The sequence below is a fragment of the Planctomycetota bacterium genome (genome assembly GCA_038746835.1).
Lineage (GTDB): Bacteria > Planctomycetota > Phycisphaerae > Tepidisphaerales > Tepidisphaeraceae > JBCDKH01.
This window is the reverse complement of sequence record JBCDKH010000118.1, coordinates 1-11,973: the sequence shown is the minus strand read 5'-3', so window position 1 is coordinate 11,973 and position 11,973 is coordinate 1. Positions and strand designations below refer to the sequence as shown.

General features: G+C 65.9%; 11 protein-coding genes. 3 read left to right on the top strand and 8 right to left on the bottom strand.

Annotation, left to right across the window (positions count from 1 at the left end; translation table 11 throughout):
* On the top strand, nt 1–538 hold a 538-nt coding region (locus AAGI46_11645; GenBank protein MEM1012858.1), incomplete at its 5' end, for a hypothetical protein.
* Between the two features lie 40 nt (nt 539–578).
* Nucleotides 579–2,273 carry a hypothetical protein gene (locus AAGI46_11640; protein MEM1012857.1) on the top strand — a complete coding sequence of 565 codons (1,695 nt, stop codon included), beginning with the start codon at nt 579–581 and terminating at the stop codon, nt 2,271–2,273.
* 9 nt (nt 2,274–2,282) lie between these two features.
* On the opposite strand, the gene AAGI46_11635 is transcribed toward AAGI46_11640, so the two are convergent.
* Together AAGI46_11635 and ald are read right to left on the bottom strand one after the other, a co-directional pair.
* Nucleotides 2,283–2,594, bottom strand: coding sequence for a tetratricopeptide repeat protein (locus tag AAGI46_11635; GenBank protein MEM1012856.1), 312 nt, complete (start codon nt 2,592–2,594; stop codon nt 2,283–2,285).
* A gap of 34 nt (nt 2,595–2,628) precedes the next feature.
* Nucleotides 2,629–3,735, bottom strand: coding sequence for an alanine dehydrogenase (gene ald, locus AAGI46_11630; GenBank protein ID MEM1012855.1), 1,107 nt, complete (start codon nt 3,733–3,735; stop codon nt 2,629–2,631).
* Between the two features lie 180 nt (nt 3,736–3,915).
* Between ald and AAGI46_11625 the strand changes: the two genes are divergently transcribed.
* Nucleotides 3,916–4,350: a bifunctional nuclease family protein gene (locus AAGI46_11625; protein MEM1012854.1), complete on the top strand. Its 435-nt coding sequence runs from the start codon at nt 3,916–3,918 to the stop codon at nt 4,348–4,350.
* Nucleotides 4,351–4,659: 309 nt separating this feature from the next.
* On the opposite strand, the gene AAGI46_11620 is transcribed toward AAGI46_11625, so the two are convergent.
* The 6 genes from AAGI46_11620 to AAGI46_11595 form a co-directional block, all read right to left on the bottom strand.
* Nucleotides 4,660–6,222, bottom strand: a complete 1,563-nt coding sequence (locus tag AAGI46_11620; GenBank protein ID MEM1012853.1) for a PH domain-containing protein — start codon at nt 6,220–6,222, stop codon at nt 4,660–4,662.
* The gene (locus tag AAGI46_11615; protein MEM1012852.1) at nt 6,206–6,796 is read right to left on the bottom strand and encodes a PH domain-containing protein; all 591 of its coding nucleotides are present in this window, start codon (nt 6,794–6,796) and stop codon (nt 6,206–6,208) included. Before AAGI46_11615 ends, AAGI46_11620 begins: the two co-directional genes overlap by 17 nt.
* Nucleotides 6,797–6,883: 87 nt before the next feature.
* Entirely contained in the window at nt 6,884–8,545 is a 1,662-nt protein-coding gene (gene rho / locus AAGI46_11610) for a transcription termination factor Rho (GenBank protein ID MEM1012851.1), read from the bottom strand.
* A 175-nt stretch (nt 8,546–8,720) separates the two neighbouring features.
* On the bottom strand, nt 8,721–9,440 hold the full coding sequence (gene coaE / locus AAGI46_11605; GenBank protein MEM1012850.1) for a dephospho-CoA kinase: 720 nt from the start codon (nt 9,438–9,440) through the stop codon (nt 8,721–8,723).
* A 13-nt stretch (nt 9,441–9,453) separates the two neighbouring features.
* On the bottom strand, nt 9,454–9,900 hold the full coding sequence (locus AAGI46_11600) for a hypothetical protein (protein MEM1012849.1): 447 nt from the start codon (nt 9,898–9,900) through the stop codon (nt 9,454–9,456).
* 17 nt (nt 9,901–9,917) lie between these two features.
* Nucleotides 9,918–11,738 (bottom strand): pre-peptidase C-terminal domain-containing protein, encoded by a 1,821-nt coding sequence (locus AAGI46_11595; GenBank protein ID MEM1012848.1) that lies wholly within the window; start codon nt 11,736–11,738, stop codon nt 9,918–9,920.
* Nucleotides 11,739–11,973 lie beyond the last annotated feature (235 nt).

Genomic DNA, 11,973 nt, shown 5'->3' with positions numbered 1-11,973 from the left:
GCTGACGCAGGTGTCGCACTGGTCGCTCGATCTGGTCGATGCGGTCGACAACGGCAACGCCTCAGCCGAGTGGGTCGACATGCCGCCGCTGCCGTTTGCGATCAATCACTCGGCCGTGCAACTCGTGCCGGGCGGTGCGCCGTCAGGCGGCGATTTGGCGGTCGTGGTGATGGGCGAGTACGACCACAACCTCGGCTATTCGGTTCGCCATGAGGTCCAGCGGTACGACGTGGACGCGGCCTCATGGTCGCTGGGCCAGCTCTCGCCGGTGCCGCTGAGTCACATCAACTGGGCCTTCGACGGCGAGCGGATCTGGGTAGCCGGCGGACAGCGTCGCGGCAACTTCGTCGGCGACGACGTCTTCAGCTACGACGTGGCCGAGGACCGGTGGCGGATCCACACGAGCCTGAGTCAGCCTCGCAAGGTCGGTTCGCTGGTCTACGACGACGACGAGGATCGCCTGCTCTACATCGCAGGCGACTCGCGCGACAACGGGTTCATGAGCGACGCGCTGGTCGGCGAGATCGATCGAAGCTGACGCATGCGTTGCTCATGTTGAGGTAAGGTCATCGCCGGCGTTGGCCGATGTCGGCGATATGTGCCGCCAGCAATGCGATGCCGCCGGGGAGCAGCATGCGCTGCCCGAGGCCGCACGGCTCGAGCGGCTGGAAGCACGGCGTCACCTCAGTACCAGCGATCCCGACTGCACGATCCATGGCCCGGGCTGCTCGTGCCCGGTCTGCAGCTACGACCCGACGCTCGAAGGCGGCTTTCAGGTCAACATCAACTTCCAACCTGCCGGCCACGAAGGCGTCGAGTTCGCTCGCGCCGACTTCGGCCGGCCCTTTGCCACGCGCGGCAACGGGCTTCGCTACGGCTGGAATCGCGATCTCGAAGCCACTGGCGACGTCGTCGATCGCAACAGCGCACGCAACGTCTTCCAGCTCACTTCGTCCAACAGTCCATCTGCCGTCGATGGTCGCGACGAGCGGTACGACACCATCGCCTTGCCGCAGAACGGCGACGAGTGGCGGATTGAAGTGCCCAACGGCACCTACGCCGTCGGCATCGTCGTCGGCGATCCCGACGTGACCGATCCCGAGCCGCTGTCGCCTCGACATCGCATCTCTGTCAACGGCGAGCCGACGGTCTTTGCCATCCCGCTCGCCAGCGAGCCATTTGGTGAGGGCGTTGGCTTCACGCGGGTCACCGATGGGCTGATTCGCGTCCAAGTCGGCAACACGTCGATCGATCCGGCGCTGCTGTATCTCCGCATTGCCGAGGTCGAGCCGAGGCCGATCCCGACGGCAGGCGAGTCGATCGCGTGGACCGGGACGAGCTACGCGATCAGCGAAGGCCGTGTCGAGAGCGGGACGTTCCGCGTCGGCGACATGCAATACGTCGTCGGCGGGTTCGCCGGTGGGTTCGATGTCGTGACGCGCGACGTCTTCGCGTTCGACGTCAACACCGGCGACGTCGTCGACATGGCCAACCTGCCCGAGACCGCCGGCCAGACGCACGCGGCCATGGCCTTCGACGAAGCACGCGGCCACTACTACTGGATCGGTGGGCAAATCGGCACCAGCGAGTTCGGCCAAAGCTTTGTCCTCTCGGACGAAGTCTTCCGGTACGACGTTGCGACCGACACGTGGGAAACGCTGCCGATCGACGTGCCGGCGCTGCGATTCGCACCGGGCGGCGTCGTTCACGGTGACACGCTCCATTTCGTCGGCGGAACCAATGAGACGCGCGTCGCCTCGCAGGACGACCACTTCACGCTCGATCTGGCTGCGCTCGAAGAGGCGCTCGCGACCAACACCACACCGCCCGAGTGGCAGGCCGCCGCGTCGCTGCCGCGAGAGAAGAACCACCTCGGCATCGTCGAGTTCAACGACGAGCTCTGGACCGTCGGCGGCGAGCACAACCACACCATCGGCCAGGTCCCGCACAGCGACGTCTGGATCTACTCACCCGCCACCGACACGTGGCGAGAGGGTCCAGAACTGCCGCAACAGCTGAGCCACAACGAGTCGGTCACGTTCGTCCGCGAAGGTCGCATCTTCGTGCTCGGCGGGCAGATCGAGGCGCGTCGCGGGTCGACGGGCGTCTTCAGCGTCGGCGCGGGCGACAGCGTGTGGGCTCGACACACCGACCTGCCCATCTCTCTCCGCGGCGGCATCGCGTTCTTCGACGACGACGGCAACATTCACTACGCCTTCGGCGAAGCCGGCGGCGCCTTCCCGGTCGCCGGGTTCGAAGGCGTGGTCGGCTGACACAAAAACTCAGTCCAAGAGGTCGAGCGCGACCTGCATCTCACCAGCCGCGTGCGCGTCGTTGTGCTTCTTGGCCGCGGCGATGCCTTTCTCATACGCGGCGCTGGCGGCGTCGTTGTCTTCGCGTTGCTCGTGGACCTGGCCGATCTGGTAGTGGGCGTAGCAGTAGGTCTCGTCCGCTTCAAGCGTCTTGCCGAACCAGTCGAGCGCCTCGTCGAGCCGGCCGGCTTTCTTGTGTTCCATGGCCATCGCGTAGCGCAGGAACGGGTCGCCCGGGTCGCGTTCGAGGTGACGCGAAAGCTCCTTCTGTCGGTCGGCCATGACCCATGATATCGGCCGAAAACCATGCCAGGCGTCAGGCGGCCAGGGGCGTGTACGGGAGATTCAAGCTCGCCGCGACCACTGCGTTGGTGACACGGCCGCGTTGCAGATTCACGCCCTCGCGCAGGCCCGGATCGCTCTGCAGCGCGCCGGCGACGCCCTGATTCGCAATCGCCAGCACGTACGGGAACGTCGCGTTGCACAGGGCAATCGTGCTCGTCCGGCTGACCGCGCCGGGCATGTTGCTCACGCAGTAGTGCACAACGCCGTCGACGACGTAGGTCGGATCCTGGTGCGTCGTCGGGCGACTCGTCTCGAAGCAGCCGCCTTGATCGACCGCAACGTCGACGGCGACCGCGCCGGGCTGCATGTCTTTGAGCATCTCACGCGTCACCAGATGCGGTGCCTTCGCCCCGGGAATAAGCACCGCCCCGACAACTAAATCCGCGCGAGAGCAGTAGTCGGCGACCGCGTGGGCGTTGCTGAAGACGGTGTGCACGTTGGCCGGCATCACGTCGTCGAGGTAGCGGAGGCGGTCGAGGTCGACGTCGAGGATGTCGACGTTCGCCCCGAATCCGGCGGCGATCTTGGCGGCGCACGTCCCCACCACGCCGCCGCCCAGGACGACGACGTTCGCCGGCGCCACGCCCGGCACGCCGCCCAGCAGAACGCCTCGCCCGCCGTTGGGTCGCTCGAGGTACTTGGCCCCTTCCTGCACGCTCATCTTGCCGGCGATCTCGCTCATCGGCGTCAGCAGGCACAGCCGACCCTGGCGGTCGCGGACGGTTTCGTACGCGATGGCGGTGATCTCGGCCTCGATGCACGCCTGGGCGACGTCGTCCGCGGCTGCGAGGTGGTAGTAGCCAAAGACCGTCTGATTCGGCGTGTACATCGCCGCCTCGCTCACCTGCGGCTCCTTGACCTTAACGATCAGCTCCGCCGACGCATGCAGCTTCCTCGCACCGGCGACCATCGTGGCACCGGCTTCGACAAACTGCTCATCCGTGAAGCCGCTGCCATCACCGGCACCTTCCTGGAGGAAGACCTCGTGCCCCGCGTCGACAAGCGCGTGCACGCCGGCCGGGACGAGGGCGACGCGACTCTCGTCAGGCTTGATCTCCGTCGGAACGCCGATCTTCATGGGCCGACGATATCAGAAGCTGCGGCTGGCGACGCGTGTCAAACCTTGCCCACGTCGGCCGTCGTCTTGACCGCGCCGGCGGGCTGCTTTAGCGTCCACTCCGCCATGGCCGGCTCGGACGAAAACGATGTACCTCCGGCCGACTCGTCCGACACGATGGCAGCGCCGACTGGCGTGAAGATGGAACTGAGCCGCATCATCATCAGCGAGCTTCAGGACCAGCAGATCATCGTCCTGCACGAAGTCGACGGCCCACGGCAGTTCCCGATCGTCATCGGCTCCAGCGAAGCCATGGCCATCGATCGTCGGCTCAAGGGCATCGTCCACGCCAGGCCTCTGACGCACGATTTGCTCGCAACGACCGTCGAAGCCCTCGGCGGCGTCGTCGACCGGATCGAGGTCCACAACCTGCAGGACCACACGTTCTTCGCCCGGATCATCATCCGCCGGCGTCGTCGCGTCCCGGTCAACGGCAACGGCGAGCCGGCCGAACCAACAGGCGAGGAAGAGTGGATCGAAGTCGACAGCCGCCCCAGCGACGCGATCGCCGTCGGCGTCGCGACGAGCGTGCCGATCTACGTCGCCGATCACGTGCTGGCGGACGTCGCCGGTTGAGCCCTTTCCGTCATCCTGAGCGAGCGGAGCGAGTCGAAGGACCTCGCTTTCTTGATCGCCCAGAATCAGACGAGGTCCCTCGGCTGCGCTCGGGATGACGGAGGGGTCCTATGGATTCTGAGATGAGTGTGCGCTTGGGTGGTGCGATGACGCCGAGGGTTGTGCGAAGCGATTCCCCGGAGCGATATCCGCGTCATGTCTCTCAACCACGCGTCCGGGGCATCGCTTCGCTCAACCCTCGGCGTCAGGATGCGGTCGATACTCACCCGACAAGTCGGAAGCTAACGCCGATTCACCTCATCATCCGTATCAGTTCCACGACAGCTCCGTCCGGGCAACCTGCGTGTACAGCTCGTGGCACATTGCGTCGGCTTTGTCGACGGGGAAGTAGCGCATCGCGATGAAATGCCCCGACGGCCCAGCGCCGGCGGTGTCGGCGCGCAGGGTCGCGTGACCGTGCCGGCGGTCGAAGGGGGACTGCGTCCAGTGCATCGTCTGCACCTTCGACAGCGGGGCGACGCTCTGCTGCCGGGTGAAGGCACCGCTACGGAACCAAAGGCCCTCTTCCGTCAACGCACAGCCGCGGTAGTCGGCCTCGCGTTTGGCGGACCAGAGCTCGAAGAACAAGAGCAGCACTAGCAGGACAAGCCCGATCTGCCAGCTCAGCCAGATGATCAGTGCCGAAACGAGACCGGTGCCGATGAGGGCTTTCACACTCATGCGCCACCGCGCACGCGGGGCGACGGGTTGCCAGGGCAGGTCGTCGAACGAAAGCCCCGGCCGAAGCTCGTTCAGCACCTGGGGCAGACGCGAGACGGGAACGAGCGGGGCGATCCACTTTTCGCCGATGGGCTGCTCGCCATTCCCCGCCGCCTTGCCGCCGGCGTTTTCGACCCGGACGGTGACCCGGTTCAGCAGGCGATGGACCAGCGTCTCGCGAACGCTGATGAACTGAATTCTGCCACGCGGCACCGTCGCGCTGACCTTCGTTAAAAGGCCCGACTCGACGCGAAGGTCTTCGCCCGAACGCGTCAGCCGAAAGCCGTGGAACCGCAACAGCGACCAAGCAATCGACAGCACAGCGAGCCCGAGCAACACCGAAGCGACGAGCGCCGACCCGATCAGGATCGCGTCGAGCCGACTGGTCGAGCTCGTCGCCGACGTGATGCCGCTGGTGACTTCCTCGACGTCCACACGCTCGAAGACACTGTCCAACCCGGCCTCGAAACCGATGGCGACGACGACGGCGACGAGGACGATGCCGCGGAACGTCATCAGGCCGAGCTTCACGACTTCCAACGTGGAAAGCCGCAGGATCTCGACCACCTGCTCGTCTTCAGCCGGTGTCTCGGCGACCGCGTCAACTGGGGCAGTGGCCGCGTCTCGTTTCGCGAAGACGCGTGTCCGCAGTTCGCTGATGGCCGCGTCGTCCAGAACGCTGAACGACGCGTCGGCCCCGGCGCCGCTGGCGGTTTCGAGCTTGACCTTGGCGACGTTGAAGAGGCGATGAACGACGTTCTGGACGAGGTCGATGTTCTGGACCTTGGCCATCGGAATCCGCCGCTCGCTGCGGAAAATCAGGCCCACACGGACGACGAGGTCGTTGCCGTCGAAGCGGTAACGCATCGTCAGGAAGCGGACGACCTGCACCAGCCCGGCGATGACGAGTGAGACACCCGCAAGAAGCAGCCCCGTCATCGAGCGCACACCGTCACCGCCGCCGAAGACGAAGGCGAACGCGACGACGCCGAGCGGCACCGCGAAGGACCTTGCCATGCCGGCGACGTTGAACAGCACCGACCACGCGTGCATCCGACGCCAGTCGGACGCTGCCGGCGTGCCGAATGCGTCGACTTCAGGCGTGGTCGTCACGGGCCTCGATCGCTGGTGGGAACGGTTCGACTTCCGGCTCTGCCACCACCAGTTCGGCCTCAGCCTCAGGCTCGTCGTCGAGGACGAGGCGATCGCGAAGCTCGACAGCTCGCGTGTGCGCGAGGCCTTCGAGTGCGATCGTCGCGTTGAGCGTCCCGGCCGTGTGCAGCTTGATCGTGCCCAGGCCGAAGCGTCGCTGGAGCGGGCCTTGGCTGACGTCGGTGTGCTGGATGCGCGATCGCGGGATGAGCTGGCGTCGTTTCCAGAAGACTCCGCGATGGATCTCGATCCCGAAGTCATCCAGCCGAAGCCGCTTGGCCTCGTAGTCCTTTCGCGGCATCCAGGCGAGCATGAACGTCACCAGCCCGATGATGGCAAGAGCGATCGAAGCCAGGATGAACCAAGCCAGCGAGAACCCATCGCCGGCAAAGAACACCGGCACCAGGATGATCAACGCGACGACGGTCACAAAGGCGAGGAAAATCGCCCAGCCGATCCGCTCGACCGTGACGCTCCGAGGATCGAGCTTCTCAAAGCCGTCCGGTTCGGTCTGTTTGCTTGATTCGAGAAGCATCTCGTCGGGCGTGCGCCGGCCCACGATTCGGCGTCAGGTCGGTGCAGCAGGTGGGCCCGGGCCCACCCTACGTCGCGTCCGAGGACATCAGTCGAGATTCATCTTGAGCAGGAACTCGCCGTTGCTCTTGGTCTTCTCGAGTCGGCCCTTGAGCAGTTCCATCGCCTCGACCGGGTTCATGTCCGACAGGACGCGGCGCAGGCGATAGACGAGCTCCATCTCCTTCGGATCGAGCAGCAGCTCCTCGCGACGCGTGCCCGAGGCGTTGATGTCGATGGCCGGGTAGACCCGCTTCTCGACGAGCCGGCGATCCAGGTGCAGCTCGGCGTTGCCGGTGCCTTTGAACTCTTCGAAGATGACGTCGTCGGCTTTCGAGTTGGTGTCGACGAGGGCCGTCGCGAGGATCGTCAGGCTGCCCCCGCCTTCGATGGCGCGGGCGGCACCGAAGAAGCGCTTCGGCTTCTGCAGCGCGGCCGTGTCGACACCGCCGGAGCCGAGCTTGCCACTGGACGTCTCGTTGTTGTACGCGCGGGCGAGGCGGGTGATGGAATCGAGCAGGATGACGACGTCCTTGCCGTACTCGACGTACCGCTTGGCCTTGTCCATGACGGTCTCGGCCACCTGGATGTGCCGGGCCGCACCCTCATCGAAGGTGCTGGCGACGACCTCGCCCTTGGTGGAGCGACGCATGTCCGTCACTTCCTCAGGCCGCTCGTCGATGAGCATGATGATGAGGACGGCCTCGGGGTGATTCGTGCTGATCGCGTGCGCGATCTTCTGCAGCAGCACCGTCTTGCCCGTTCGCGGCGGGGCGACGATGAGCATGCGCTGCCCCTTGCCGATGGGCGTGACGAGGTCGAGCACCCGCATCGAGACCTCGCCGGGCTCGTTCTCCATGTGGAGCCGCTCTTCGGGGTGGAGCGGGGTGAGCTCTTCGAAGGTCCGCAGGCCGTGGACCTTCTGCGGGTCCTCGTTCATGATCGAGTCGACCTTGAGGAGGGCGAAGTAGCGTTCGCTCTCCTTGGGCGGACGGATCTGGCCGAAGACTTGGTGGCCGCGCTTCAGGCCGAAGCGTCGGACCTGGCTCGGGCTGATGTAAATGTCGTCGGGCGAGGCCTGGTAGTTGTTGTCGGCCGAGCGGAGGAAGCCGAAGCCGTCGGGCAGCACTTCCAGCACGCCCTCGCCGAAGAGCAGGCCGGTCTGGCGTGCCCGGCTGCGGAGGATGCGGAAGATCAGGTCCTGCCGCTTGAGCTTGGCGGCGTCGGGAATGCTCTCCGCCTCAGCGAGTTCGAGCAGCTCGTCGTCGCTCTTTTCGCGAAGTTCCTTGAGGTAGAGCTTGTCCTGCTGCTCAAGCGGCTTGAACCGCAGACCCTCGGGCGTGCCGGCGGCGATCTCTTCGTCGGACGGGATGTGCGGGCGATTCGGATCAACCGGCCGGGGCTTGGCCTTTGCGACGGGCGCGTCGTCCTCGTCCTCGTCGACCGGCTTGGTGGCTTCGGCGTCCTGCTTCTTGGCACGGCGACGGCTGCGGCGCTTTGGCTTGGCCGACTCCTCGTCACCGTCGTCCGCGGTGTCGTCGACCTCCTTGGCTTTGGACTTGGCTTTGGTGGCGACCTCTCCGTCGTCGACGGTGGTGGCGTCGCCGTTGAGCGATTGGGTCGATTCGTCGGAATCGGGCGTCTCCTCGGCCGCGGTGCGGGTCGCCTTGGTCCGTCGGCGGGTGGTTCGCTTAGCCGTCTTGGCTGGCATGTCGATTCTCGTTGTCGCAGGAGGGATGACGCGCGGGCCGTGAGAAGACACGGAACACGGTCACGGGTTGTGGATTCCGTCGCTGATTGCGAAGTCGGAAGAGGCAGCAGGCCCGGAACCGGGCCGCGGGAGGCGATGTCGCCGACGGACGAGTCGAATGACCTGTCGCCAGCTTTCAGGCGGAACACCCACAGCCGGACGAACCGGCAGCAGACGCTCCACAGGGACCAGCCTGGCTCTGACACCCGCCCGATCCGCAACCACCGCCGCAGCAGGTGGGGGCAGGCACGGGATGTTCGAGAATGGTCCGGAGGATCGCGGAAACAACGTCGCCTGTCGCAGGCGTGTCGTCCGCGTTGACCAGCACATGATCGGCACGCGATCGCTTCTTGTCCAGAGGCGTCTGGACATTTTCCCGACGCTCGAGCTCGCCCGCATCCCACCCGCGAGCCAAAACACGACGCTGGCGATCCAACAACGGCGCGTCGACGAAGACCACCGCGTCGCACAGCTCGTCCAGCCGCGTCTCCATGAGCAACGGCGAGTCCCAGACGAACGCCTTGGTTTCCTCCCGCTCTGCCGCCTCGGCCATCAGCTCGACGCGTGCCTTGTTCACGACGGGGTGCAGCAGCTGCTCCAGAAACTGCCGCTTTTCCGGCTGCCGGAAGACGACTCGCGACAGGGCGGCCTTGTTGACGTTGCCGCGCGGGTCGAGGGCTTCGTCACCGAATTCGTCGAAGACGGCCCGTTTGACGGCCGGGTGTGTGTAGGCCAGGGCGACCAGCTCATCGCTGCTGATGACCCGGCACCCGGCCTCGCCGAAGAGCTTGCTCACGGTCGACTTTCCGGCGCCGATCCCGCCGACCAGGCCGATGATGGGCTTACCCCCGAACACGCGTCACATTAGGTCAGCCGAAGTCACGCCATGCGGCAACCTGCACCCAGTTGCCCGCAGGATCGCGCAGCAGCACGGCATCATCGCCTGGCCCGACGCCACGAAGGTGTTGGAACTCGATCTGCTGCTCCTGGAGCATCGTGAAAAAGACGTCGAATCCGCGTACACGCAGCAGCACCGGCCGAAGCTCGTCGCGATCGGGTCGGGTCTCGATGACATCGAAGACGATGCCAAAGTCCTCCGCGTCGTAGGCCGGGAACTCGCCCTCACGCCGGACCATCGGCAGAAGCTGCGTGTAGAAGTCGTCCAGCTCTACCTCGAGACCGGCCGACATCGGCAGGTGGACGTCGGCGACGGCCTCGATCCGGATCGGCGGCGGTTCGGGCAGGCGTGGGCGACGATCATCGCGGGCGGCTTCGACCGCCTTCTGCCATGCCGGAGCCGGGTTCGCCTCGTGCACGAGCGATGATACGAGCGTCACAGCTCGTCGTTGCTGAAGAGCGACGGCAGCGAGACGGTCTGGCCGAACGACGCCCGCAGCAGGCCGAAGTCGGCCAGGTTGACGACGCCGTCGTAGTTGAAGTCGCCGAGTGCGAAGGTGGCGGACGACGAGCCGAAGCCGGAGCGCAGCCTGCCGAAGTCGGCAAGGTCGACGCCATGGTTGAGGTCCGCGTCGCCGAGCAGCGTGTATGCGATGACGAAGCTCCCGGCATCGAGCGATTCGCCGTCAATCGCCGTCACACCGATGTCGAGCGCCGTGCCGTACGCCAGGCCGTCGGCAATGGTCGAGTCGCGTGCGACGGAGCTGGTGATGCCCTCGACGCCGGACCAGCTTCCGCCGTCGTAGCCCGAGGCGAGTCGGCTTCGGAAGAAGCCGTCGACCGCGGGAAGACGCTGCACGAGCACGTTGTCGTTCAAGTCGAAAAGGCTGCCACCTTCGACTGAGTCGTAGGTCGTGAGCCGGCCAACATCGATCACCTTGTCCGCGCCCGGGTCAACGATCAGCGTCGCTTTCGAGAAGAGCCTCAGGTTCGACAGACGCTCGCTTTCGACCAAGCGGACCGACGCAGGCAGGCCGCCATTGTCGACGTCGACTTGAAGCGTGTCGTCACCGTCTCCAGTGCGGACGACGACCGGCGTCAGCGGGTCGTTGCCGTAGATGTTAATCGAGTCGATTCCGCCACCCGAATCGATCTCGACGCCGGTACCATTATGGACGTTGATGACGTCGGTGCCGTCGCTCGTCAGCAGGGTGAGACCTTCAAGCGCGTCGAGGTCAATTCCGCTGAAGGGTCCGGGTGGCCCGGCTTGTTCGAGTCTCCCGCCATCGGTGCCGGTCAGGTGGTAGATGTCGCCGGCGAGACCGACCGTGTCGTCAATTGCCACGTCGTCGGTGTCATCGCCGCCCTCGATGGTCAGGCCGCCGAAGATCGAGCTGTCGAGGTCGCCCGTGCCGACGACGAAGCTGTCGTCGCCGCTGCCGCCGCGGGCGACGAGGCTGTACGCGAGACTCGTTGCGGATGTGGCGACGCGGACGACCTCGATCGTGTCGTTGCCCTCGCCAGCGTCGAGGACTTGCTGCGCATCAAGTCGGCCGGCGAGGTAGCGGAGCGTGTGCCCGTTCAGCGTCGTGAGCACGTCGCCCGTGGCAAGGTCGACGTCGAAGACGAGCGTGTCGGCCGCATCGGTGCCGGTGATGACGATGGCCGACGGGTAGAACTGCCCGCCGCTGTCGATGGCGGCGAAACGGTCGGTGACGACCAGCTCGTAGCCGCCGTTGGTCGCGGCCACGTTGTCGCCGTCGCCGGTGATCGGGTCGTAGGCGTCGTTCCCAAAAGCACTGACGCCGACGTAGAACGTGCCGGCCGTCGTGAAGGTGAACTCGAAGTAGCCGCCACGATTGTCATCGGTTCCGAACGGCTCGTCCGGCGCGACGCCGTCGTCTTCGAACTGGAGCTGCGTCCCGGTGTCGTCAAACAGGCGCATGACCGGGTCCAGCGTGCTGCCGACGGCCCGGTCGATGTCGAACCCGACGGTCTGCCCGGCCGCGACGTCAAAGCGGTAGACGTCCACGTCGTCGCCATCGGTCGAGATGTCGACGGCCCCGCTGGTCGCGCCGGCCGGGCCGATGAGCCCGAGCAAGATGGCCTCGGCGAACGTGTCGTCCGGATCCCCCGGCCCGCCCGTCGTGCCGGACAGCAGCCGTCGGCTTTCGAGCCGCTCACTGGCTGCCGATAACGCGACTCGGCCACTCGTTAGAGCGGCGGTCTGGTCGGAACTCGGACGCGAACGAGGCATCATCTCCGTGCAACCGGCTGTGAGGAGCCCACACGGGTGTGCCAGGCGATCTCCCACAGCAACTATGGCGGTGCAACGCCACAGCGCCAAGGGGAAAGCTGGAGCGATTGACACGCAGGTCGAAGCTCATCGCAAAAGCAGCAGCACGACGCCTGTCATTGCGACGACGGCACCGATGACCGCGCGGAGCGTCACGCGGTCGCCAGTAGCAGCGGCGAGGGGGAGGATCCAGATG